Origin of the sequence: Brevundimonas mediterranea, assembly GCF_014196125.1 — a bacterium.
GTDB lineage: Bacteria > Pseudomonadota > Alphaproteobacteria > Caulobacterales > Caulobacteraceae > Brevundimonas > Brevundimonas mediterranea.
Window position 1 is genome coordinate 153,487 of sequence record NZ_JACIDA010000002.1, and the last position, 24,243, is coordinate 177,729.

A 24,243-nucleotide genomic window follows, 5' to 3' on the forward strand; every position below is an offset into this window, starting at 1 on the left:
TCTACGACCCTTGGAAAGGATCAGGCCGCGACGACCTCCGTCGCCTGCTCGGCCAGGATGGTCAGGCCTTCGCCGTTGACGTCGGCGAAGCCGCCCTTGACGTCGTACTGGGTTCGGGCGGCGCCGACATAGACGGTCACCAGACCCTCGCGCAGGGCGGTCATGAAGGGGGCGTGGTCCGGCAGGACGCCGAAGTCGCCCTCGACGCCCGGCGCATCCACCTGGTCCACCAGGCCCGAGAAGACCTCGCGTTCCGGCGAGACGAGGGAGAAGTTGAGTTTGCCGGCCATTGCGTGCGACCCTTATTGATCGCTCGATTGAGCGAATGTGACATAGCCGGACAGGAGGCTAAAACGAAACATGCGGCCCGGAGCACCTGGCTCGGAGCCTTCCAGAACCACTTTTACGCCGGCCTCGGAACCTGTCCCTGAGAATTCATAACGCAGGAATGGCGGGCCTCGGCGTGCGGCCACGTCTTCCACAAAGGCGGCGCCCGTCAAAACTTGCGCCGTCGATCGAAATGTCGCGGCGACAGGCGGCCCGTAGGCGATGACTTCGCACTGGCCGGGTCCCGGCTCGGAGACGATCACCCCCCCCTTGGCGCTCTCCAGATTCCAGATAGGCCCCGTCGGGTTGCGGGACTGCGCGAGGAAACGAGCATCCTCAGGCGCCGGCGACACGAGGGCGCGGATGGAGTCGGGCAGAGCGGCGATTCCGCCTGGAGCCGCCACCGCAGGCATGCAGACATTCGTCACGCCTTCTGAAAACCCCGCAGCGATACGCGCGGCAGACATCTGGGCGTGGGCCGCGCCCGCCGTGCCGGCCAGGACGGCGGCCAGGAAGAGAGCGCGCCCCGTCCGCATCAGGCGTCCGCCGCCATCTTCTCGGCCTTGGCGACGGCCTCTTCGATGGCGCCGACCATGTAGAAGGCCGATTCCGGCAGGTGGTCGTATTCACCGGCGACGATGCCCTTGAACGAGCGGATCGTGTCGGCCAGTTCGACGAACTTGCCGGGCGAGTTGGTGAACTGTTCGGCCACAAAGAAGGGCTGCGACAGGAAGCGCTGGATCTTACGTGCGCGCGAGACGACCAGCTTGTCCTCTTCCGACAGTTCGTCCATGCCCAGGATGGCGATGATGTCCTTCAGGCCCTTGTACTGCTGTAGCACTTCCTGGACCGAACGGGCCACGTTGTAGTGCTCCTCGCCGATGACCAGCGGGTCCATGATCCGCGAGGTCGAGTCCAGCGGGTCGACGGCGGGGAAGATGGCCTGGGCGGCGATGTCGCGGTTCAGAACCGTGGTCGCGTCCAGGTGGGCGAAGGAGGCGGCGGGCGCCGGGTCGGTCAGGTCGTCGGCGGGCACATAGATGGCCTGGACCGAGGTGATCGAGCCCTTCTTGGTCGAGGTGATCCGCTCTTGCAGGTTGCCCATCTCGGTCGCCAGCGTCGGCTGATAGCCCACGGCCGAGGGGATGCGGCCCAGCAGAGCCGACACTTCGGAACCGGCCTGGGTGAAGCGGAAGATGTTGTCGACGAACAGCAGGACGTCCTTGCCTTCCTCGTCGCGGAAATACTCGGCGATAGACAGGCCGGTCAGGGCGACGCGGGCGCGGGCGCCGGGAGGCTCGTTCATCTGGCCGTAGACGAGGGCGCATTTGGAGCCCTCGGTCGAACCGCCGTTCTTGGCCGGGTCCACGTTCACGTTGGACTCGATCATCTCGTGATACAGGTCGTTGCCTTCGCGGGTGCGCTCGCCCACGCCGGCCAGAACCGAATAACCGCCGTACGCCTTGGCGATGTTGTTGATCAGCTCCTGCATGGTCACGGTCTTGCCCACGCCGGCGCCGCCGAACAGGCCGATCTTGCCGCCCTTGGTGTAGGGGCACATCAGGTCGATGACCTTGATGCCCGTGACCAGGATTTCCGACGAGGTGGACTGCTCCTCGAACGAGGGCGCCTCCTTGTGGATCGGGCGGTATTCAGCGGTCTTGATCGGGCCCTGCTCGTCGATCGGCTGGCCGACGACGTTCATGATGCGGCCCAGGGTGCCGGGGCCGACCGGCGCCTGGATCGAGGATCCGGTGTCGGTGACGGGCTGACCGCGCGTCAGGCCTTCGGTCGTGTCCATCGAGATGGTGCGGACCATGTTCTCACCCAGGTGCTGGGCGACTTCCAGAACCAGGGTGAAGGGCTCGCCCGTCTTCTGGTCAATGTTCTGGGTGTGCAGGGCGTTCAGGATCGCCGGCAGGTGGCCGGTGAACTCGACGTCCACGACGGCGCCGATGACCTGGGCGATCTTGCCCGTGGCGACGGCGGAGACGGGAGACGCTGCGGGAGCGGCCTTCTTGGCGACCGGCTTGCGGGCGGCGGGCTTCTTGGGGGCGACGGTGTCGGTCATGGCTGGGGTCCGTATCGGAATGTCTGTTCGGTCGAGATCAGAGGGCTTCGGCGCCGGCGATGATCTCGATCAGCTCGGTGGTGATCTGGGCTTGGCGCTTGCGGTTGTATTGCAGCGTCAGGGCGTTGATGAGGTCGCCCGCGTTGCGCGTGGCGTTGTCCATCGCCGCCATCTGCGACCCGAAGAAGCCGGCCTGGTTCTCGTACAGGGCGGCCAGGATCTGGGTCGTCAGGTTGCGCGGCAGCAGGGTCTCGAGGATTTCCTCTTCCGACGGCTCATAGTCATAGACCGCGCCGTTCAGGTCGATGGGCTGGGCGTCGCCCTCGACCACGGCCGGGATCAGCTGCTTGCCGGTCGGGACCTGCTGGATGACCGATTTGAACTGGCTGTAGAACAGGGTGACCACGTCGGCCTGGCCGTCCTCGAACGCCGTGGCGATCATTTCGGCGACCGGCTGGGCCAGGGGCAGGCCGATGGTCTTCTGGGCGCTCAGCTCGAAGGTGTGAACCACCTTGTCGCCGTACAGACGGGTCAGTTGATCGCGCGACTTGCGGCCGACGGCGATGATCTTCACGTCCTTGCCGCTGGCGATCAGGCTGTTGATCCGCTCGCGCGCGGCGCGGATGACGTTGGTCGAGAAACCGCCCGCCAGACCCTTGTCCGCCGTCGCCACCACGATCAGGTGACGCTGGTCCTGACCGGTGCCGGCCAGCAGCTTGGGCGCGTCGGCGCCCGAGACGCCGGCGGCCAGATTGGCGATGACCGAGGCCATCTTGCGCGCATAGGGCCGGGCGCTCTCGGCCTGGTCCTGGGCGCGTTTCAGCTTGGCCGCGGCGACCATCTGCATGGCCTTCGTGATCTTCTGCGTGGCTTTCACGCTTCCGATCCGATTGCGCATTTCCTTGAGGCTGGCCATCCGGCTTTGCTCTTCCTCTAACTAACCGGCGGGGTTCAGGCGAAGGTCTTGACGAAGGCGGCCAGGATGTCCTTCAGCTCGGCCTCGAGGTCGGCGGTCAGGTCCTTCTTGGTGCGGATGCCGTCCAGCAGCGAGGCGTGGTTCGCGTGGATGCGAGCCAGCAGTTCCTTCTCGAACCGGCCGACGTCGCCCACGGCGATCCCGTCGATATAGCCGCGCGTGCCGGCGTAGACCGAGACGACCTGTTCTTCCATCGCCAGGGGCGAATACTGAGGCTGCTTCAGCAGCTCGGTCAGGCGGGCGCCGCGGGCCAGCAGCTTCTGGGTCGAGGCGTCCAGGTCCGAACCGAACTTGGCGAAGGCGGCCATCTCGCGATACTGGGCCAGCTCGCCCTTGATGGTGCCGGCGACCTTCTTCATCGCCTTGGTCTGGGCCGAAGAGCCGACGCGCGACACCGAGATGCCGACGTTCACGGCCGGACGGATGCCCTGGTAGAAGAGGTCCGATTCCAGGAAGATCTGGCCGTCGGTGATCGAGATCACGTTGGTCGGGATATAGGCCGAAACGTCGTTGGCCTGGGTTTCGATGATCGGCAGGGCGGTCATCGAGCCCGAGCCGTAGTCGGCGTTCAGCTTGGCCGAGCGCTCCAGCAGGCGGCTGTGCAGGTAGAAGACGTCGCCCGGATAGGCTTCACGGCCCGGCGGACGGCGCAGCAGCAGCGACATCTGACGATAGGCGACGGCTTGCTTGGACAGGTCGTCATAGACGATCAGGGCGTGCATGCCGTTGTCGCGGAAGAACTCGCCCATGGCGGTGCCGGAGAAGGGCGCCAGGAACTGCAGCGGGGCCGGTTCCGAAGCCGTGGCGGCGACGACGATGGTGTATTCCAGCGCGCCCGACTCTTCGAGGGTCTTGACGATCTGGGCGACGGTCGAACGCTTCTGACCGATGGCGACGTAGATGCAATAGAGCTTGGCGCTCTCGTCGTCGGTCTTGTTGACGTTCTTCTGGTTCAGGATGGCGTCGACGGCGACGGCGGTCTTGCCGACCTGACGGTCGCCGATGATCAGCTCGCGCTGGCCGCGGCCGACGGGGATCAGGGTGTCGATGGCCTTCAGGCCGGTCTGCATCGGCTCGTGGACCGACTTGCGGGGAATGATGCCCGGCGCCTTGACGTCGACGCGGCGGCGCTCGGTGAACTGGATCGGGCCCTTGCCGTCGATCGGCTCGCCCAGCGGGTTGACGACGCGGCCCAGCAGACCCTTGCCGACCGGCACGTCCACGATCTCGCCCAGGCGGCGCACGTCGTCGCCCTCGGCGATGGCGGCGTCGGCGCCGAAGATCACGGCGCCCACGTTGTCGCGTTCCAGGTTCAGGGCCATGCCCTTGACGCCGGCCTTGGTGAACTCGACCATTTCGCCGGCCTGGACATTGTCCAGACCGTGGATGCGAGCGATGCCGTCGCCGACCGACAGCACGCTGCCGACGTCGGAGACATCGGCTTCGACGCCGAAGTTGGCGATCTGCGACTTGAGGATGGCCGAGATTTCAGCGGCGCGGATGTCCATGACAGGCTCTCTGTTCTTCAGTCTTCTGCGGGTGCGCCGATCAGGCGCGCATTCGTTGTGGCGGGAGCGGGCCTTAGGCCCGCTTGAGGGCGAACTTCATCTGGTCGAGCTTGGTCTTCAGCGAGGCGTCGAACAGTTTCGAGCCGACCTTGATCTTCAGGCCGCCCAGGATCGACGGATCGACGCGCGTGGTCAGTTCCGGCGCCTTGCCCAGGCCGGCGCTCAGCGCGGTCTTGATCGCGGCTACTTGCTTGGCGTCCAGCGGCTGGGCCGAGACGACCTCGGCGGCGACGATGCCGGCGTGTTTGGCGTAGCGGGCCTCGAACCCGGCGATCACGCCCGGCAGATCCTTGGCGCGATGGTTCTGGGCCAGCAGGCCCAGGAAGTTGGCGGTGGTCTGTTCGAACTTCGCCTTGGCGGCGATGGCGACCAGGCCCTTGCCCTGATCCTCGGCCGAAATGACCGGCGAGGTCGCCAGGCGGCGCAGGTCGGCGCTCTCGATCCAGGCGGCCTTCAGCGACGCCAAGTCAGCACGAACCACGTCCAGGCGGCCGGTTTCCAGCGCCAGATCAAACAGCGCCTGTGCGTAGCGATCGCCGACTTCCGTCGTTCTGAAATCATCAGCCACTGATTAGGGTCCGAGGTCGTTGTGTCAGGGTCGCGACCGAATGCGAGGCTCGCAACGGTCAAAAGCTTGAAATGCTTGCGGAAAGCACGACAGAGGCCGTATTCGTGAATACGCCCCCTTCAAGCCGGGCGCCTGATAGCACGGGGTTTTGCTGCTCGCAACATTGCGTGAAGGGCGATAAGGCCGCACCCCGTCACAAGCGCCCGCGCGGCATGTCGCACACCGGTCATTCCCGCATGGGATATCCCGCCTTAACAATCCGCCCCGAGCCTCAATATCCCGAGATCTCAGATGAAGCCTGCCGCCCTGCTGATCGCCGTCGCGGTCGCCTTCGCCGCCCTGACCTCTGCCTCTGCAGCCCAGCCTACAGCCTCGGACGCTGCACGCCCTGTGCGGCTGATGAGCTACAACATCCGCTACGATGGGCCTGACGATGTTCCGAACTGGACACAGCGTCGCCCGCACATGGCGCGCCAGATCGCCTTCTTCGATCCCGACGTTCTGGGGGTGCAGGAGGCCCTGCCGCACATGGTCGCCTATCTGGCCGAACAGGCGCCGGCCTATGATCATTACGGCGTCGGTCGCGACGACGGCGCCCAGATAGGCGAGACCACCACCCTGTTCTGGCGGCGCGCCCGGTTCGAGACCGTCAGCACCCAGACCCTGTGGTGCTCGCCCACGCCGGACCAGCCGTCTAAGGGCTGGGACGCCGCCTACCCCCGCACCATCACCCGCGTCGTCCTGCGCGATCGGGCTGACGGCGGCCTGCTCGATGTCCGCAACGCTCATTTCGACCATGTCGGCGTGATCGCCCGCGAAGAATGCGCCGCATTGGCCGCTGACATGGCGCCGGCCTCGGTCGACGGCGTGACCGCGTCGGTGGTCTTGATGGGGGATTTCAACACCGGCCCCGACAGCGCCCCCTATCGCCGCATCCTCGCCTCGGGTCTGCGCGACGCCCGCGCGGTCAGCCCCGTCGTCTTCGGCCCGGCCGGCACCTACAACGACTTCGACATCGCCAAGGACAACGACGGCGTCGCCATCGACCATGTCTTCGTCGGTCCCGGCCTGTCGGTGGACCGATACGGCGTCCCGACGGACTCTTTCTCGGGACTGGTGATTTCGGACCATTTCCCCGTGGTCGTGGATGTCGCGCTCATACGGCCCTGAAGGGTGGGGTGCGACCATGACGCCGCACCCCCTCGCTTGATCGGAACTCGCTTCGGCCCTAGCGCTTTACGCTGACGCTTTTCCCTCTAGGACACCTCATGCTCGACAGCATTACGCCCCTGCTCTCCGACCCGGCCGCCTGGGCCGCGCTGGTGACGCTTATCGTGATGGAGGTCGTGCTCGGCATCGACAACCTGATCTTCATCTCGATCCTGTCGAACAAACTGCCCGAGCATCAGCGCCAGAAGGTGCGCCGCATCGGCATCGGCCTGGCCCTGGTCATGCGCCTGGCCCTGCTGTCGATCATCGCCTGGCTGGTCGGCCTGGTTCAGCCCGTCTTCACCGTCATGGGCAACGAGTTCTCGTGGAAGGATCTGATCCTGATCGCGGGCGGCCTGTTCCTGGTCTGGAAGGCCACCAAGGAGATCCACCACACCGTCGATCCCACGCCGACCCATGACGTGATGGATAAGAAGGACGTGATGATCAACAACGCCGGCGCGGCGATCTTCCAGATCATCCTGCTGGACCTGGTCTTCTCGATCGACTCGATCCTGACCGCCGTCGGCATGACCGAACACCTGCCGATCATGGTGGTCGCGGTCCTGGTCGCTGTCACCGTCATGCTGCTGGCCGCCGATCCGCTGGCCAACTTCATCAACGAGAACCCCAGCGTCGTCATGCTGGCCCTCGGCTTCCTGCTGATGATCGGCATGGTGTTGATCGCCGACGGCTTCGGCTATCATGTGCCCAAGGGCTATATCTACGCCGCCATGGCCTTCTCGGCCGGGGTCGAGGCCCTGAACATGATGGGCCGTCGCTCCGCCACGAAGAAGGAAAAGGCCACGGCCGCCCGCGCCCAGGCTGATCAGGCCGAGGCCCGCGCCAAGAAGGCCGAGGCGGAAGCCGCCGCCGAACAGGCCTGATCCGATGACCCGTCGCCTGTCGTTACGTCTCGCCGGCCTCGTCTCCGGCCTGCTGCTGGCGACAGGCGGCGTCCTTCCGGCCCGGGCCGAGGTTCCAGTCCAGGCCTATGAAGTCGTCCGCGCCTATCCGCACGACAAGACGGCCTTCACCGAAGGCCTCTTCTTCCATCAGGGGGCGCTGTACGAAAGCACCGGCCTGTACCCGTCCTTCATCCGTCAGGTGCGGCTGGAAACCGGCGAGGTCCTGCGTCAGCGCGACCTGCCGACCGTCTATTTCGGCGAGGGCATGACCACGCTGAACGGCAAGCTCTACAGCCTGACCTGGCGCAACCACATCGGCTTCATCTGGAAGCTGGACGACTTCTCGCCCCTGGGCGGCTTCTCCTATCCGGGCGAAGGCTGGGCCCTGACCACCGACGGGCGGCGGCTGATCATGAGCGACGGCACCGACCAGCTACGCTTCCTCGATCCCGACACCCTGGCCGAGACCGGCCGCGTCTCCGTCACCGCCGACGGCAAGCCGCTGGACCAGATCAACGAGCTGGAGTGGATCGACGGCGAGGTCTTCGCCAACCTGTGGCAGGACAACCGCATCGCCCGCATCGACCCGGAGACGGGGGTAGTGAAGGCCTTCATCGATCTTACGGCCCTGGTCCCCCAGGATGCGGGCCTGGACCCGAACGACGACGTCCTGAACGGCATCGCCTGGGACGCCGACGGCAAACGCCTGTTCGTCACCGGCAAGCGCTGGCCGCAGCTGTTCGAGATCAGGCTGCGCTGACCGCCGGCGAATGTTCGGCGCCGAAGAGGCGTATATAGGCGTCAAGTTCCGCATTTCGCAGACCCAGCGACTCCAAGACCGCAGCCATGAAACTGACGGGCGCCGTGCCCGCCGCCGTGACGATTCGGTCGGCCAGAACGGCGTGCGGCTGATCGCGGTAGTGGGCCGCGCCGGCATAGTCGGTGATTGAAAGGCTGTCCGGCCCATTGGCGGTATGGCCCACATGGTCCAACAGCCCAGCGCGCGCCAGGGCCAGGGTTCCGTCGCAAATCCCGCCTACCGTCTTTCCGGCGGCATGGGCCTGGTGCAGCAGGTCGGACAGGTCCGGCGCGTCGGGCTGACGCCAGATGGACCCGCCGTTGACCAGGATCGCATCGACCTCGTCGACGTCGATGTCCTCGATGGCCAGATTGGGAACGACGAACAGCCCCCCGGCGGACACCACCTCCTCCCCCTCGGGAGAGGCGAACAGGGTTTCGATCCCATAATGGCTGCGCGCGCCCGCCATGATCAGCGCGGTTTCCCAGTCGGCGTAGTCGGGTGTCAGAAGCGTTACGATGGTAGTCACGGCGGCCTCCCTTGCCTGTCGCTTCAATCTACCGAAGCCGCGTGACAGTTCTGCCCGTCAAGACGAGGTGGACGCCATGCGACGTCCGCCCCTTTTCGTCGCCGCGTAAGCTGCCGATCAGCCGTGCAGGTCGAACCGGTCCAACTCCATGACCCGGGCCCAAGCCGCCACGAAGTCATCGACCAGCTTCGTCTGTCCATCCGCCCCGGCATAAACCTCGGCCAGGGCGCGCAGCACGGCGTTCGAGCCGAACACCAGATCGACACGGGTGCCGGTCCAGCGCAGCTCGCCGGTCTTGCGGTCACGCCCGTCGAACAGGTCCTTGGCCGGCGACGACGCGGACCACTTCACGCCCATGTCCAGCAGATTGACGAAGACGTCGTTGGTCAGGGCGCCCGGCCGCTCCGTCAGCACCCCGTGGGTCGAACCGCCCACATTAATGTTGATGGCGCGCAGCCCCCCGATCAGCGCCGTCATCTCTGGGGCGGTCAGGGTCAGACGCTGGGCCTGGTCGATCAGCAGGGATTCGGCGGGAACGGCGTAGCGGGCCTTCTGATAGTTGCGGAAGCCGTCGGCGACGGGCTCCAGATAGGAGAAGGACTCGACGTCCGTCTGGGCCTGGCTGGCGTCCGTCCGGCCCGGCGTGAAGGGCACGACGACCTCATGTCCGGCAGCCTTGGCCGCCGCTTCAACACCCGCAGCGCCCGCCAACACGATCAAGTCAGCCAGCGACACCTTCTTGCCGCCGACCTGGGCCTGGTTGAAGGCGAACTGCACGCCTTCCAGGGTCTTCAGCACCCGCTCCAGCGGCTCGGGCTGATTGACCGCCCAGTCCTTCTGCGGCGCCAGCCGAATGCGCGCGCCGTTTGCGCCGCCGCGCTTGTCCCCGCCCCGGAAGGTCGAGGCCGAGGCCCAGGCCACGCCGACCAGTTCCGACACGCTGAGACCCGTGGCCAGCACCTGCGCCTTCAAGACGGCGACGTCGGCCGCGTCGATCAGCGGATGATCGACGGCGGGCACCGGGTCCTGCCAGACCAACTCCTCCTTGGGGACTTCCGGGCCCACGTAGCGCGAGCGCGGTCCCAGATCGCGATGGGTCAGCTTGAACCAGGCCCGTGCGAAGGCCTCGGCGAAGGCCTGCGGATTGTTCAGGAAGCGACGCGAGATCTTCTCGTATTCCGGATCGAACCGCATCGACAGATCGGTCGTCAGCATGGTCGGTCGACGCATCTTGGTCGGATCATGGGCGTCGGGGATGATGAAGCCGGCGTCCTTGGCCACCCACTGGTGCGCCCCGGCCGGGGACTTCTCCAGCTCCCATTCGAAGGCGAACAGGTTCTCGAAGAAGAAGTTGCTCCACTGGGCCGGGGTCTGGGTCCAGGTCACTTCCAGGCCGCTGGTGATAGCGTCGCCGGCCTTTCCGCTGCCGAAGCTGGAGGCCCAGCCCAGACCCTGAGCTTCCAAACCGTCGGCCTCGGGCTCGGGTCCGACATGGTCGGCCGGGCCGGCGCCATGGGTCTTGCCGAAGGTGTGGCCGCCGGCGATCAGTGCGACCGTCTCCTCGTCGTTCATCGCCATCCGCGCAAAGGTGTCGCGAATGTCGCGCGCCGCGGCGATCGGATCGGGATTGCCGTCCGGGCCTTCCGGGTTGACGTAGATCAGGCCCATCTGGACCGCCGCCAGCGGGTTCTCCAGATCGCGCGTGTGCTGGACGCCGTCGGCGGTGTCGTCCGCGACCAGCACGGCCTCGTCGGCCGGCTTGTCCACGCCGTGCGAGCCGCGGGCGTAGCGCTCGTCTCCACCCAGCCAGGTGTTTTCACGCCCCCAGTAGACGTCCTGATCCGGCTCCCAGGTGTCCTCGCGACCGCCCGCGAACCCGAAGGTGCGGAAACCCATGGTCTCCAGCGCCACATTGCCGGTCAGGATCAGCAGATCCGCCCAGGAAATGCTCTGGCCGTACTTCTGCTTGATCGGCCACAGCAGGCGGCGCGACTTGTCGATATTCACATTGTCAGGCCACGAGTTCAGCGGCGCGAAACGCTGCTGGCCCCGGCCGCCGCCGCCCCGTCCGTCCTGGACGCGATAGGTGCCGGCGCTGTGCCAGGCCATACGGATGAACTGCGGCCCGTAATGGCCAAAGTCCGCCGGCCACCAGTCCTGCGAGTCGGTCATCAGCTGGCGCAGATCGTTCTTCAGCGCCTCATAATCCAGCTTGGAGAAGGCCTCGCGATAGTCGAAGCCCTCGCCCAACGGGTTCGACCGCGACGAATGCTGGTTCAGCAGATCGGTGCGCAGCTGCCCCGGCCACCAGTCGCGGTTCTGGACGCCGCCCCCGGCCACCGACTCGGTCGTGGCGCCTGAGAACGGGCATTTGGCTTCGGTTGTCATGGCGGTCTTCCCTGTGATGGCGCGATGCGACGGGCGTGTTGGCGATAGCCCCTTCGTCGATGTGGCTATTTCTGCACGGCCCAACTTCATAAGGCCAATCGATTATCTTTGATTTCAGCATAGGCCTGGCCTATCTGCTCTGGATGCTCCCCACCCTGCGACAACTCCAGTACCTCAAGCTTCTCGCCGAACACGGCAGCTTCTCCCGCGCCGCCGAGGCCGCCCACGTCAGTCAGCCCGCCCTCAGCGCCGGGGTTCAGGAACTGGAGCGGATCCTAGGGGCCCCCGTGGTCGAGCGCGCGCGCGGCGCCGTCATCATGACCGCTGTGGGGGTCGAAGCCGTGCGTCGGGCCGAGGACGTCCTGGCCCGGACCGAGGATCTGGTCGAGGCGGCCAAGAACGCCGGCCGGCTGCTGTCGGGCCGGTTCCGCCTGGGCGTCATCCCGACCGTGGCCCCCTTCCTGCTGCCCGCCAAATTACCGTCGCTGAAGACGGCCTATCCGAACCTGAAGCTGTTCATCCGCGAGGACCTGACGCCGCGCCTGATCGCCGCCCTGAAGGCAGGCCAGATCGACGCCGCCGTCATCGCCCTGCCCTATGACGCGCCGGGCGTCGAACACGCCCGGATCGGCGACGACGAGATCATGGCCGCCGCCCCCCATGACCACGCCCTGGCCGCCCCCGGCCCGATCCGGCCGGGATCGCTGCGGGCCGAGGATCTGATCCTGCTGGAAGACGGCCACTGCCTGCGCGACCACGCCCTGGCGGCCCTGGACATCGAGGCCCCGCGCGGCGACGACGTCTTCGCCGCCACCAGCCTGCACACCCTGGTCCAGATGGTCGGCTCAGGCCTGGGGGTCAGCTTCCTGCCGAAGATGGCGGTCCAGGCCGGGCTGGCCGACACCCCCTCGGTCGTCATCCGCGCCTTCGAAAACCAGGCCGACGGCGTCCCGCCCCACCGCGAAATCGTCGTCGCCTGGCGCTCCGGCTCCAGCCGCGCCGCGGAGGCGAGGCTGCTGGCCGAAGCGCTGAAGCTGGATTGAGGCCCCCTCAACGACCGAAAGCGGGCGCTTCCACAATTCGCCAGGCCTGCGGGACTGGAAGCTCGGTCGGGCATACGGCCTCCAGGGTTCTGCCGTCCCGGGTGCGATAGCGAACCGACTGAGCAGCAGCGCAGCGCTCCTTGACCGCGTCAAACATCGCCCGGCCGTGCTCCTGGGGATTAAGGCCTTCGACCGCATCTATGATCGGCCCGCCGGACAGCGGGCCGCAGTTCTCTCCATCAAGCTTCAACGCCCCAGGCTCGTTGTAAAAGCCATAGGACCCCCTGAGGCAGTTGGCCTTGGCGACGTGGAAGAGCGCGGCCGCCATGAGCTCCTGATCACTTGGAGCGTTGACGACCCTCACCCCAAGATCCGCCATACGGCCCTGGATTCGGCCCCAGCGATCCTCGACCTGCGGGTCCAAAACAAGATGCACGGCGCTGGCGTCAGTCAGCGCCGCCAGGAATTCGGCCGTGCCGAAACCCTCCTCCCGCCCACGCGCAGTCTCCAGCATTCTCCCCCACAGCGCAAAGAAGTCGGCCTGGCCAGCCTGCCGGAGCTCCATGTCGGCGATCCACTGGATCACCGTTCCACAATCATAAACGGCGCTGCCGGACTTCAGCGCCGGCCGTCGGCCCCCAGTGCTGTTAAATGCACGACGGCAACCGTTCACCTTGTCGCTCATCCGTTCGCGGGCTTGATCTTCCGACATGCCGCCGCTGGAGACCGGCCCCGCGATTGCGGCATACTCGGCAGAGCCTTCATGCAACCAGGGGGCCGTATCTCCGTCCCTGTTGTGCACGCCATGACCGTTCCACAGATGGAAGGCCTCATGCCAGACGAAGGGCGACACCTCCTCTTGAGCTGACCGCCATTCCTCTCCCTTGAAACGTAGGGATATGACGCCCGTATCCGTGACGTCCCCCCTGAACGTAGAAGGCCCCGGACTATCGACGCTGACCACGAGGACAGGCTTCAGGGTCGGGGCGATGCCCAACCGCGACCGGTAAAACGCCCGTGACCCCGCAAAATCGTTCCGAATGGACTGGTCGAGTTCAGACGCCAATTGCGGCGGGGCGATCACCAAGGAGTCGCCGTAGTCGGTGACATAGTCCTTCGGCCCGACAAAGACGTAGCCATCTATCGCGTCGCTGGACGGCACGGCGGCGGAAGCGCCGTCTATTTCGGCGCGAAGACTGGTCGAAATATCCTCGCCCTTCAGACCAGGGCCATAGAGAACGAAGCCGGTTCCGGTTCGGCTCAGCCCCATGTAGATGCGATCCACCTCCGCGAGGTCGGGCGTGATCAGAAGCTCGAACCGGGAGATTGGCCCATCCCCCGTCACGACGCCGTCCTTGAGCTTCAGTCCGGGCGTCGTCACGCGCCACTGATCTCGGATGATGTCCTTGTCCGCGAAGGCGAAACTGTCTGAGGGTGCGGACAGGGCGTATCGCACGACCATGCCTTCCGACGTCTGGGTCAAGACAGCCTCCGCCGCTGTCGGCGCGGGAGGCGAAGGAAGTTCAATCTGAGATCCGACGAGCCCGAGAAGAAAGGCGCTCCACACCAATGACATTACATTACCCCCAGGCTGTCCAAGACACTCAACCTGAACGCGCACACAAATCAAACGAAAAGGGCCGGCGGATCGCTCCGCCGGCCCTTTCTGTTTCAACGATCAGCCGCTGCCTATTCAGCCGCGATAGGGGCTTCGGTTTCCGGGCCGCGGGCCAGGTTGCGCAGGACGTAGGGCATGACGCCGCCGGCCAGCAGATAGTCCATCTCGGTCTGGTTATCGATGCGGCAGCGGACCGGGAAGCGGGCCATCTTGCCGTCCGACGGGCGGAACAGCTCGACCCACAGGTCCTGACGCGGACGCAGCTTGCCGACATTGGCGTCTGACAGGCCGCGGATGGTGACGATCTCCTCGCCGGTCAGGCCCAGCTTCTGCCAGCCGTCCTGTTTGAACTGCAGCGGCACGACGCCCATGCCGACCAGGTTCGAACGGTGGATGCGTTCGAAGCTTTCGGCGATGACGGCGCGAACGCCCAGCAGGCGCGTGCCCTTGGCCGCCCAGTCGCGCGACGAGCCGGTGCCGTATTCCTTGCCGGCGAAGACGACCAGCGGCCGGCCCTCCGACTGGTAACGCATGGCCGCGTCATAGATCGACATGGTGTCGTTCGACGGGAAATGCTTCGTCACGCCGCCTTCGATCTCGGGCGTGATCCGGTTCTTGATGCGGATATTGGCGAAGGTGCCGCGCATCATGACTTCGTGGTTGCCGCGACGGGCGCCGTAGCTGTTGAACTCGGCCGCCTCGACGCCGTGGTTGGTCAGATAGACGCCGGCGGGCGAGGTCTTCTTGATCGAACCGGCCGGAGAAATGTGGTCGGTGGTGATCGAGTCGCCGAAGATGGCCAGAACGCGGGCCTCGACGATGTCCTGGACCGGAGTCAGGTCCATCGACAGGCCTTCGAAGTACGGCGGGTTGGCGACATAGGTGGAGGCGTCGTCCCACTCATAGGTCTGGCCGCCCGTGACCTTGATCGCCTGCCAGTGCTTGTCGCCCTTGAAGACGTCCTTGTAGCGTTTGGCGAACATGGCCGGGGTGACCGACTTCTTCTGGATGTCGGCGATCTCCTGCGAAGTCGGCCAGACGTCCTTCAGGAAGACGTCATTGCCCTTCTTGTCCTGACCGATCGGATCCTTGGTGATGTCGATCCGCATAGAGCCGGCGATGGCGTAGGCCACGACCAGCGGCGGCGAGGCCAGATAGTTGGCCTGGACGTCCGGGTTCACCCGGCCTTCGAAGTTGCGGTTGCCCGACAGGACCGAGGTCGCGACCAGGGCGTTGTCGTTGATCGCCTTCGAGATCGCCGGATCCAGCGGGCCCGAGTTGCCGATACAGGTGGTGCAGCCGTAGCCGACCAGGTTGAAGCCCAGGGCGTCCAGATCCTTTTGCAGGCCGGCGTCGGTCAGATAGTCGGTGACGACCTGCGAGCCCGGGGCCAACGAGGTCTTGACCCAGGGCTTGGCCTTCAGGCCGAGCGCGTTGGCCTTGCGCGCCACTAGGCCGGCGGCGATCAAGACCGACGGGTTGGAGGTGTTGGTGCAGGAGGTGATGGCGGCGATGACGACGTCGCCGTCGCCGACGGTGAACTTCTCACCGTCCACGGCCGCACGCGGGGCGTCGGTCGGACGGGCGAAGACATCGACCAGGGCCGTTTCGAAGGCGGGGGCGGCGGTGGTCAGTTCGACGCGGTCCTGCGGACGCTTCGGACCAGCCAGCGACGGCACGACGGTGGCCAGGTCCAGTTCCAGCACGTCGGTGAAGACCGGGTCTTCCGAGGTCTCGTCGATCCACAGGCCTTGCGCCTTGGCGTAGGCTTCGACCAGTGCGACGCGCGCCTTGTCGCGGCCCGTGGCGGTCAGATAGCCGATGGTGGCGGCCGAGACGGGGAAGAAGCCGCAGGTCGCGCCATATTCCGGGGCCATGTTGGCGATCGTCGCCTGGTCTTCGATGGTCATGTTCGGCAGGGCATCGCCGAAGAATTCGACGAACTTGCCGACCACGCCCTTCTTGCGCAGCATCTGGGTGACGGTCAGCACGAGGTCGGTGGCGGTCGTGCCTTCCGGCAGGCGGCCGGTCAGTTTGAAGCCGATGACCTCGGGGATCAGCATCGGGATCGGCTGGCCCAGCATGGCCGCCTCGGCCTCGATGCCGCCGACGCCCCAGCCCAGAACGGCCAGGCCGTTGATCATGGTGGTGTGGCTGTCGGTGCCAACGACGGTGTCGGGATAGGCGACGGTCTTCTTGCCTTCGTCCAGGGTCCAGACGGTCTGGGCCAGGTTCTCCAGGTTCACCTGGTGGCAGATGCCGGTGCCGGGGGGCACGACGCGGAAGTTGTTGAAGGCCGACGAACCCCAGCGCAGGAAGTTGTAGCGCTCGATGTTGCGCTCATATTCGCGCTCGACGTTCTGGCCGAAGGCCTTGGCCGTGCCGAAGTGATCGACCATGACCGAGTGGTCGATGACCAGATCGACCGGAACCAGCGGATTGATCTTGGCGGCGTCGGCGCCCAGGGCGCTCATGGCGTCGCGCATGGCGGCCAGGTCGACCACGGCGGGCACGCCGGTGAAGTCCTGCATCAGGACGCGGGCCGGGCGGAAGGCGATCTCGTGCTCGACCGAGCCCTTGTTCTCGACCCAGGCGGCGACGGCCTTCAGGTCGGCTTCGGTGACGGAAACCCCGTCCTCGTTGCGCAGCAGGTTCTCCAGCAGCACCTTCATCGAGCGCGGCAGACGGGAAATCCCGGTCAGACCGGCTTCCTCGGCGGCGGGAAGGCTGTAATAGGCGTATTTCTTACGCCCGACGGAAAGGTCCTGGCGGGTCTTGAAGCTGTCGTTCGACGGCATGGAGTCTTCCTCTGGTCAGCGCCGCCCGACAATCCGGTTGCGCCTTCGCGCGGCAGACGCAGCGGCTCACAGGGCCCCTGCGCGCGCGGCGAAAGCCTGCTGCGGCAATCGTGCCTATAGTCCGCTCATCGCGCACCGTCCATGTGTCCACACCCTCGACGCGGACATTGAGAAAGGTTCTCAAAACAATGCGTATTTTCTCCCTCCCCGTTCCGGGGAGGGGGGCTGAGCGGAGCGAGGCCGGGTGGGGCGGGCTGCGCGACCCATCGCTCGCCTTGTTTCCAAGACATCGAGCGCCCTCGCCGGGCCGCCCCCACCCCGTCGCTGCGCGACGCCCCTCCCCGGAACGGGGAGGGAGAGTGTCGCCGTCATGATCCACACCCTCTCCATCTCCGAGCTGACCGTCTCACGCGGAGAACGCCTCCTATTCCAGGGCCTCGACCTGCGTATCCAGGCCGGGGAAGCCGTAGTGCTGACGGGCGCCAATGGCGCGGGCAAGACCAGTCTGCTGCGGACCATCGCCGGCCTGCTACGCCCCGACGCTGGCGAGGTCGCCTTCCACGACGGCGACGGCAATCCGCTGGACGAACGGCTGGCGCGCGGCCGCGAAACCCATTTCCTCGGTCACCAGGACGGACTGAAGATCAGCCGAACGGCGCGCGAAGAACTGGGCTTCCAGTGCGATTGGCTGGGTCATGTCCAATGCGGCATGGACGATGCGGTCCAGGCTTTCGGCCTCGCTCCCCTGCTGGACCTTGAAGTCCGCCGCCTGTCCGCCGGTCAACGCCGCCGCCTGGCCATGGGCCGGCTGGTCGGATCGCCGCGCGCCCTGTGGCTGCTGGACGAGCCGATGGCCCCGCTGGACGCCCGCTGGCGCGCGGTCTTCGCCGACCAGATGCGCCGCCATCTCGACGCCGACGGCCTGATCCTCGCCGCCGTCCACGACCCCCTGCCCCTCCCGGCCCGCACCCTGGACCTGGGAGGCCTGACGTGAGCCGTCCTGTCGACGCCGAACCCCGCCCGCCCGGCCTGCGCGGCGCGACGCGCGTGCTGTTGGAGCGGGAGCTGGACCTGGCCTGGAGCGGCGGGGGTGGCCCCCTGCTGGCCTGCGGCTTCTTCGCCTGTCTGACCGCCGTCCTGCCCCTGGCCGTGGGGGGCGATCCGCGCACGCTTTCGCCCGTGGCGGGCGGGATCGCCTGGCTGGCCCTGGCCCTGGCCTCGCTGCTGTCGCTGGAGCGGCTGTTCGAGCGGGATCTGGAGGACGGGGCGCTGGACCTGTTGGCGCTGGGCCATCTGCCGCTGGAATCGGTCGTTCTGATCAAGGCCCTGGCCCAGTGGATCGCGGTCGGCCTGCCCCTGGCTCTGACCGCGCCGGTCGCCGCCCTGGCCCTGGGCCTGCCGCCCGCCTTGGTCCCGCTCACCGCCCTGTCGGCCCTGATCGGCGGCGCGGGCTTCGCCTGTACAGGAACCCTGGGCGCGGCCCTGGCCCTGGGGGCGAAGCGCGGCGGCTTGCTGATCGCCGTCGTCGTCCTGCCCCTGTTCATTCCCCCCGTGGTCTTCGGCGCCGGAGCGCTGGAGCGCGCCGCCTCGGGCCAGTCGCCCGCCCCGGCCCTGGCCTTCCTGGGCGCCTATGTCCTGTTCGCCGGGGTGATCGCCGCCTTCGCGGGAGCGGCGGCGGTGCGCAACGCCCAGGGATGACGAAGGTGATCCGCCGCTTGCCCGCCGTCGCGACCCCGCGTAATCGCTGACGCCATGTTCGGCCTGTCCAACCCGCAGCGTTTCATGGCCTTCACCGGCCCTCTGACGCCCGTCCTCTGGGCGGTCGCGGCCGTGTTGCTGGCGGTCGGGACCTGGCTCAGCTTCTCCGTCCCTGCCGACTATCAGCAGGGCGACACGGTGCGGATCATGTTCGTCCATGTGCCCGCCGCCGTCTGGGGCCTGGGCGCCTATTCGGCCCTGGGCGTCTCCAGCTTCTTCGCCCTGGTCTTCCGTCACGCCCTGGCCGACGCCGCCGCCCGCGCCGCCGCCCTGCCCGGCGCCGCCTTCACGGCCCTGGCCCTGTTCACCGGCTCGCTTTGGGGCCAGCCGATGTGGGGGACCTGGTGGGTGTGGGACGCGCGCCTGACCAGCGTGCTGGTCCTGTTCCTCTTCTACCTCGGCTATATGGCGCTGCGGGCCTCGATCGACGACGAGCAGAAGGGGGCGCGCGCCGCCGCCGTCCTGGGCCTGGTCGGCCTGATCAACCTGCCCATCGTCAAATTCTCGGTCGACTGGTGGAACACCCTGCACCAGCCGGCCAGCTTCCTGACCCCCGGATCCTCAGGCCTGGACCCCGTCTATCTGCCGCCCTTCCTGACCATGCTGGCGGCCTATGGCGTGCTGTTCGCGGCCCTGTGGCTGACGGCGATCCGCACCGAGATCCGCCGTCGCCGCGTCCTGACCCTGCGTGCCCGGAAGGCGCTGGAGGCGTAGATGCTCGACCTCGACATGACCCCCTACGCCGCCTTCGTCTGGCCCGCCTGGGGCGTCAGCGCCCTGGTGCTGGCGGCCCTGATCGTGCGCGCCGTCATCGCCTCGCGCAAATGGAAGCGTGAACTGGAGCGGCTGGAGGCGGAGGACGCGCCGCCTCCTCAAGCAACGTTGGACGCCGCCCCCCGAGCTGACGGCCCTCAAGTAGTGCGAAGCACGATAGGGCCAAAAGAATGAACCGCTGGCTGGCCCTGCTCCCCCTCGTCGTGGTGGCGGCGCTTTTCGCCTTGTTCGTCGGCTGGTCGCTGAAGCGCGATCCGGCCTTCAAGCCCGACGCCATGGTCGGCCAGCCCATCCCCGAGACGGTCCTGCCCATGCTCACCGGCGACACCGCCGGCCCCGGCAATCTGGACCTCAAGACGGCGGGCGTCGGCCGCCCCATGCTGGTCAATGTCTTCGCCTCCTGGTGCGCCCCCTGCCGGATCGAACACCCCAAGCTGCTGGCCCTGAAGGCGCGCGGGATCGCCGTCGTCGGCGTCGCCTACAAGGACGAGCCGGTCGCCACCCGCGCCTTCCTGGACGAGCTGGGCGACCCCTATTCCATGGTTCTGGTGGACCGCGAGGGTCGGGCCGGTCTGGACCTGGGCATCTCCGGCGTGCCCGAGACCTTCGCCGTCGACGCCATGGGCCGGATCACCGCCAAACAGTCCGGGCCCCTGCTGAACGACGCCGACATCGACCGTCTGGTCGCCTCGATGCAGGCCCCGCCCCGTCCGGCTCCCGGTGAAAAATCGCATTAACTTTCTTTCGAGAGGCCTTGTTAACGATTGATCGCTCCGGATGCGTTAACGTTTGGGCATGAGCGCGATTCGCCCAGGTTTGCCGCAGCCCGTCCCGTCGCAAGGTCTCGACCTGCCGACGGCGCGAAACGCACAGGCCGCCTTCTTCCGCGCTGCACTGGATCAGGCCTCACGCGTTCAACCCAGTCAGGCGCCCGCCGCCGCCGTCATGTCCACGGTGCGCACCGCCAATCCGGCGCGCCCGGTCGAACCGGCCCCGGCGGCGCCGGAACGTGAAGAGCCCCGGATCATGCGCCCCGGCTCCTATCTCGACATCAAGGTCTGATCCGACCCAAGTTGAGCGCGCGCCTCGGGCCGCCAGGGCGATGCGCTTGGCCGTAGAGCGCGTCGGGGCACGTCGTCCCTCATGATTTTGAGCTGGATACGGAGGGATACCCCTTATTGCGCTCACCTGGGCTTTCAAGGACTCTCGACGCCGAAAACGAGAGACGGCGATGGCAGAGCGCTTCGAAACCGGCCGCTGGGAGAAGACGACGTGCCAATGTCCCAAGTGGGGCGGCGTGCGAACCTGCGGACCGGCCAATCATCACGCGGTGGGGACCATGCTGCAGTCCGCCGTCATCCTGCTTGCGCGTCGATGGACGACGCGGGTGGACGAGGTGCTGGCGGAAGGCGGCCTGAACGCGGGCCAGCTGGCGGTCCTGAACCTTCTGGCCCAACGCCCCTCCGGCTTGATCCAGAGGGAAGCGGCCGATGCGCTGGCGCTTTCGGAGGCCGTCATGTCGACGCGTGTCACCAGCCTCCTTGCGGCGGGTCTGGTGGAGCGTCAGCCCCTGAAGGGGGATCGACGCGCCCACCTCCTGCGCCTTACCGACAGCGGACGAGAGGCGGCGGACGTCTGGTCGGCCTGCGCCTCATGCGTGCAATACAGCGTCGAAAGCTCTGTCTCGCTTCAGGACCTCTCGACCGCCCTCGCCGTCCTGTCCCGGATGAACGCCGCCCTTGGCGCGCACGACTGTTCCGTTGCGACGGACGCAGACCCGGCGCCGCAGCCCCGAGGCTGCACCCGCATGCCCGGACCGGTCTCCACGCTCGGCGCGTGACCGGTATTCCCATTCGTTCCTGATGGCGCCCGGGCGTTCCGAAGATCGGGACGCAGGCTCGCCTTCAGAACGCCTCCCAGTCCGATGTCGCCTGCGCAGCCTGGGCCCGTCCGCCGCCGACGGCGACGAGGCGGACCGGGCGAGGCTCGGGCGCGGCCTGCTGTCGAGTCGAGCTTCCTGCCGTTCCCAGTTGAAACCGCCCGATCATCGTCATCAGCCCTTCCGTCTCCTGACGGAGCGAATGCGAGGCGGCCGTGGACTCCTCGACCATGGCGGCGTTTTGCTGGGTGACCTGGTCCATCTGGTTGACCGCCACATTCACTTCGCTCAGGCCCGATGACTGCTCGCGGGCGGAGGTGGCGATTTCGCTGATCAAGGCGTCGATTTCCGCCACGCGCTCGACAATCACGGCCAGAGCCTGTCCGGTCTCGCCGACCAGTTTGACGCCCTTGGTGACCTGCTGCGAGCTGCCCGCGATGAGTCCCTTGATTTCCTTGGCGGCCTCCGCAGATCTCTGGGCAAGCGCCCGCACTTCGGAAGCGACGACGGCGAAGCCGCGGCCGGCGTCCCCGGCCCGCGCCGCCTCGACCCCGGCGTTCAGGGCCAGCAGATTGGTCTGGAAGGCGATCTCGTCGATCACCCCGATGATGTTGGTGATTTCAACGGCGGATCGCTCGATTTCCGACATGGCGGAGATCGCCTCGCCCATGACGTCGCCCGAGCGTTGGGCGTCCCCCCTGGCCCCGAGCGCGACGGCGGCCGCCTTCTGCGCATTGGCGGCGCTGCTGTTGACGGTCGAGGTGAGCTGATCAAGCGCCGCGGCGGTCTCTTCCAGGCTGGAGGCCTGCTGTTCGGTCCGGCGCGACAGTTCGTCGGAAGCGACGCCGATCTCGTCGGCGCCCGCGCGAATCGCACCCGCTGTCGCGCCGACGCTGGTCATGGTCGCCTGGAGGGTTTCAACGGCGCTGTTGAAGTCGAGCCGGAGCTTGTCGAGCTCTGGTATGAATTTGGTGGTTATCCGCCGTTGGAGATCGCCTCCGGCGAGCGCGGTCAGAGCGTCGCCGATCACGGTCACCGCCTCCACACGCTGCGTCACGTCCGTGGCGAATTTGACCACCTTGGCCACCTTGCCGTCGGGGCCGAGGATGGGATTGTACGCGCCCTGGATCGTGACGACGCCCCCGTCCTTGCGGACCCGCCTAAACTCGCCGGACTGGAACGCGCCGCTCGCGAGCGCGGCCCAGAAATGCTGATATTCGGGGCTTTCGCGGTATTCCTGTTCGGCGAAGATCTCGTGTTTGCGGCCGACGATTTCATTGAGCTGGTAGCCCATGACATCGAGAAAACGCTCGTTGGCGTTGACGATCGTGCCGTCCAGCTTGAACTCGATCATCGCCTGGGATCGCCCGATCGCCTCGATCTGGGCCGCGAAATCCTCGCTGGCGAGCCGGTGGTGGGCGTCCGACCACTCCACGACAAAACCGGCCGACTTGCCTCGCCGCTTCAGCGGGCTGACGTGAAGGTCGAACGCCCAGTCTCCAACGCGGATGGTCGCCGAATGCGGCTTGGTCAGCGCCGCCAGCATCCCGCGCTGATGGGCCGGGTTCTTGTGAAAGATGTCGATGTTGCTGCCGACCAGTTTGGCGACGCTGAAGTTCGGAAGTTCCTTGCGCAGATCCGCCTCGGCGGTCTGAAGCAGCTCCTGAACCGCCGGATTCAGATAGGTGATGTTCAGATCCTTGTCCGCGATCATCACATTGGTTCGCAGGGCTTCGACAGCTTCTTCAAGCACCAGCGACGCCGATCGTTTTCCCCTGCCCAACATTGCGTCCCAGTCTTTGCCCAGTTGATTCCCTGCTTGGATATCATCCATTCGCTACCAAGACGTATGGATATGCTCAGCCCCCGAAGCATCTGAATCGACACGTCGTTTTCCGCTTCGGCACGGTGGGTTCCGGCCCCTGTCAGCCTGGCCTCTCATGGCGAAGCCACCGCCTCCGACGACAGGCGCGGCGCAGGATCTCGGCCAGGGCGCTAGTTCGAGGTCCGTCGGGAGGAGGCTCGTTCGACGAGACGTCCCGGCAAGAGGACGATGCGGGTCTCCGCCCTAGGGTTTCGGATCCTGTCGGCCAGGAGCCGCATCGCTTCCTGACCGATCTGATCGACCGGCTGGGCCAGCGCGGTGAGGCCGGGATCGACGAGACTGGTCCAGGGTTCGTCGTCGAAAGTGGCCAGGGCGATGTCATCGGGGACGCGAAGCGCCTGGACGCGAAGCGCCTTCAAAAGGCCCAAGGCGAGAAGACTGTTCGAGGTGATGACGGCGTCCGGTCTCGCTTCACGCCACAGTTCGGGAAGCGCCGCTTCCGCCGCCGCGGCGCTGGGGGAAACGAGGCGGCTGAGGTCGGGCAGGCCGCGCGCCTTGAGCGCAGCGGCGTAGCCCGCCTGCCGCTCGACCCCCGTGGTGCTGGCGGCGCCGAAGAGGCCGGCGATGCGGGTGAACCCTTGAGAGGCGAGGTGATCGACCAGCAGGGCGGCCGCCCGACGATTGTCGATCATCACGGCGTCATGGCCGCATCTAGGACTGGCGCGGTCGACGAGCACGGTGGGAAGGTCGAGCGCAAAGCCCTGCTCCATCGCCTCCAGCGTAATGCGCGTCGGGGCGAAGATCAGACCGGTGACGCGCTCCTCCTGCATAGCCTGCATGTAGAAGGCCTCGCGGTCCGGATCCTCGTCCGTGTTGCACAGGATCACCCTCATCCCCTGCGCATAGGCGATATCCTCCACCGCGCGGCTCACGGCGGTGAAGAAGGGGTTGCGGATGTCAGCGACCATCAGCCCGATCGTCCGCGTGTCCTGGGAGCGCAAGCGGCGAGCGGACAAGTTGGGGCGGTAACCTATGGCCCTCGCCGCGGCCTCGACCTTGGCGCGCAGTTCGGGACTGATGGGGCCTCGCCCGAAGGCGCGGGACACGGTCGCGGGAGACACGCCGGCGGCCTGCGCAACGTCCTTGATTCCGACAGGTTCGACCGAGACAGACTTCATCGGCAGTGCATCGCGCGCGGCGACCGC

Annotated in this window: 23 protein-coding genes; 11 read left to right on the forward strand and 12 right to left on the reverse strand. The window is 66.7% G+C overall.

Going from position 1 to position 24,243, the window contains the following annotated elements:
* Positions 1-20: 20 nt before the first annotated feature.
* The 6 genes from GGR11_RS09705 to GGR11_RS09730 all read right to left on the reverse strand — a co-directional run bounded on the left by GGR11_RS09705 (position 21) and on the right by GGR11_RS09730 (position 5,510).
* Entirely contained in the window at positions 21-290 is a 270-nt protein-coding gene (locus GGR11_RS09705; RefSeq protein ID WP_183196557.1) for an ATP synthase F1 subunit epsilon, read from the reverse strand.
* Positions 291-302: 12 nt separating this feature from the next.
* Positions 303-863, reverse strand: a complete 561-nt coding sequence (locus GGR11_RS09710) for a hypothetical protein (RefSeq protein WP_183196558.1) — start codon at positions 861-863, stop codon at positions 303-305.
* On the reverse strand, positions 863-2,398 hold the full coding sequence (gene atpD / locus GGR11_RS09715; RefSeq protein ID WP_183196559.1) for a F0F1 ATP synthase subunit beta: 1,536 nt from the start codon (positions 2,396-2,398) through the stop codon (positions 863-865). The genes GGR11_RS09710 and atpD overlap by 1 nt, the downstream gene beginning before the upstream one ends.
* A 37-nt stretch (positions 2,399-2,435) precedes the next feature.
* Complete coding sequence (locus GGR11_RS09720; protein ID WP_183196560.1) at positions 2,436-3,314, reverse strand: F0F1 ATP synthase subunit gamma; 879 nt, start codon at positions 3,312-3,314, stop codon at positions 2,436-2,438.
* 35 nt (positions 3,315-3,349) lie between these two features.
* The gene (gene atpA, locus GGR11_RS09725) at positions 3,350-4,882 is read right to left on the reverse strand and encodes a F0F1 ATP synthase subunit alpha (RefSeq protein WP_183196561.1); all 1,533 of its coding nucleotides are present in this window, start codon (positions 4,880-4,882) and stop codon (positions 3,350-3,352) included.
* A 73-nt stretch (positions 4,883-4,955) separates the two neighbouring features.
* The gene (locus GGR11_RS09730) at positions 4,956-5,510 is read right to left on the reverse strand and encodes a F0F1 ATP synthase subunit delta (protein WP_183196562.1); all 555 of its coding nucleotides are present in this window, start codon (positions 5,508-5,510) and stop codon (positions 4,956-4,958) included.
* 291 nt (positions 5,511-5,801) lie between these two features.
* Here GGR11_RS09730 and GGR11_RS09735 point away from each other — a divergent pair, with 291 nt between their 5' ends.
* From GGR11_RS09735 to GGR11_RS09745, 3 genes are all read left to right on the forward strand, one after another.
* Positions 5,802-6,680, forward strand: coding sequence for an endonuclease/exonuclease/phosphatase family protein (locus tag GGR11_RS09735; protein ID WP_183196563.1), 879 nt, complete (start codon positions 5,802-5,804; stop codon positions 6,678-6,680).
* 98 nt (positions 6,681-6,778) lie between these two features.
* On the forward strand, positions 6,779-7,606 hold the full coding sequence (locus GGR11_RS09740; protein ID WP_183196564.1) for a TerC family protein: 828 nt from the start codon (positions 6,779-6,781) through the stop codon (positions 7,604-7,606).
* A gap of 4 nt (positions 7,607-7,610) precedes the next feature.
* Positions 7,611-8,387: a glutaminyl-peptide cyclotransferase gene (locus GGR11_RS09745; RefSeq protein WP_183196565.1), complete on the forward strand. Its 777-nt coding sequence runs from the start codon at positions 7,611-7,613 to the stop codon at positions 8,385-8,387.
* On the opposite strand, the gene GGR11_RS09750 is transcribed toward GGR11_RS09745, so the two are convergent.
* The gene (locus GGR11_RS09750; RefSeq protein ID WP_183196566.1) at positions 8,374-8,955 is read right to left on the reverse strand and encodes a DJ-1/PfpI family protein; all 582 of its coding nucleotides are present in this window, start codon (positions 8,953-8,955) and stop codon (positions 8,374-8,376) included. The two genes, GGR11_RS09745 and GGR11_RS09750, sit on opposite strands and share 14 nt — an antisense overlap.
* A gap of 117 nt (positions 8,956-9,072) precedes the next feature.
* Positions 9,073-11,343, reverse strand: a complete 2,271-nt coding sequence (gene katG, locus GGR11_RS09755; RefSeq protein ID WP_183196567.1) for a catalase/peroxidase HPI — start codon at positions 11,341-11,343, stop codon at positions 9,073-9,075.
* 143 nt (positions 11,344-11,486) lie between these two features.
* Here katG and GGR11_RS09760 point away from each other — a divergent pair, with 143 nt between their 5' ends.
* On the forward strand, positions 11,487-12,386 hold the full coding sequence (locus GGR11_RS09760; RefSeq protein ID WP_183196568.1) for a hydrogen peroxide-inducible genes activator: 900 nt from the start codon (positions 11,487-11,489) through the stop codon (positions 12,384-12,386).
* Between the two features lie 7 nt (positions 12,387-12,393).
* Here the strand turns inward: GGR11_RS09760 and GGR11_RS09765 are convergent, their stop codons facing one another.
* Positions 12,394-13,842, reverse strand: coding sequence for a hypothetical protein (locus GGR11_RS09765; protein WP_183196569.1), 1,449 nt, complete (start codon positions 13,840-13,842; stop codon positions 12,394-12,396).
* 233 nt (positions 13,843-14,075) lie between these two features.
* Positions 14,076-16,802: an aconitate hydratase AcnA gene (acnA, locus tag GGR11_RS09770; RefSeq protein ID WP_183196570.1), complete on the reverse strand. Its 2,727-nt coding sequence runs from the start codon at positions 16,800-16,802 to the stop codon at positions 14,076-14,078.
* 370 nt (positions 16,803-17,172) lie between these two features.
* Here acnA and ccmA point away from each other — a divergent pair, with 370 nt between their 5' ends.
* From ccmA to GGR11_RS09805, 7 genes are all read left to right on the forward strand, one after another.
* Complete coding sequence (gene ccmA / locus GGR11_RS09775; RefSeq protein ID WP_183196571.1) at positions 17,173-17,796, forward strand: heme ABC exporter ATP-binding protein CcmA; 624 nt, start codon at positions 17,173-17,175, stop codon at positions 17,794-17,796.
* On the forward strand, positions 17,793-18,500 hold the full coding sequence (gene ccmB / locus GGR11_RS09780; RefSeq protein ID WP_081836095.1) for a heme exporter protein CcmB: 708 nt from the start codon (positions 17,793-17,795) through the stop codon (positions 18,498-18,500). The genes ccmA and ccmB overlap by 4 nt, the downstream gene beginning before the upstream one ends.
* 54 nt (positions 18,501-18,554) lie before the next feature.
* Positions 18,555-19,274 carry a heme ABC transporter permease gene (locus GGR11_RS09785; protein WP_183196572.1) on the forward strand — a complete coding sequence of 240 codons (720 nt, stop codon included), beginning with the start codon at positions 18,555-18,557 and terminating at the stop codon, positions 19,272-19,274.
* A complete protein-coding gene (gene ccmD / locus GGR11_RS09790) occupies positions 19,275-19,508 on the forward strand; it encodes a heme exporter protein CcmD (protein WP_183196573.1) in 234 nt (77 codons plus the stop codon).
* Positions 19,505-20,071 carry a DsbE family thiol:disulfide interchange protein gene (locus GGR11_RS09795; RefSeq protein WP_183196574.1) on the forward strand — a complete coding sequence of 189 codons (567 nt, stop codon included), beginning with the start codon at positions 19,505-19,507 and terminating at the stop codon, positions 20,069-20,071. The genes ccmD and GGR11_RS09795 overlap by 4 nt, the downstream gene beginning before the upstream one ends.
* 58 nt (positions 20,072-20,129) lie before the next feature.
* On the forward strand, positions 20,130-20,396 hold the full coding sequence (locus GGR11_RS09800) for a hypothetical protein (protein WP_183196575.1): 267 nt from the start codon (positions 20,130-20,132) through the stop codon (positions 20,394-20,396).
* A 277-nt stretch (positions 20,397-20,673) separates the two neighbouring features.
* Positions 20,674-21,174, forward strand: a complete 501-nt coding sequence (locus GGR11_RS09805; RefSeq protein ID WP_183196576.1) for a MarR family winged helix-turn-helix transcriptional regulator — start codon at positions 20,674-20,676, stop codon at positions 21,172-21,174.
* Positions 21,175-21,238: 64 nt separating this feature from the next.
* Here the strand turns inward: GGR11_RS09805 and GGR11_RS09810 are convergent, their stop codons facing one another.
* Both GGR11_RS09810 and GGR11_RS09815 read right to left on the reverse strand, forming a co-directional pair.
* Complete coding sequence (locus GGR11_RS09810) at positions 21,239-22,966, reverse strand: methyl-accepting chemotaxis protein (RefSeq protein WP_343051114.1); 1,728 nt, start codon at positions 22,964-22,966, stop codon at positions 21,239-21,241.
* A gap of 242 nt (positions 22,967-23,208) precedes the next feature.
* Entirely contained in the window at positions 23,209-24,216 is a 1,008-nt protein-coding gene (locus GGR11_RS09815; RefSeq protein ID WP_183196578.1) for a LacI family DNA-binding transcriptional regulator, read from the reverse strand.
* Between the last annotated feature and the right edge of the window lie 27 nt (positions 24,217-24,243).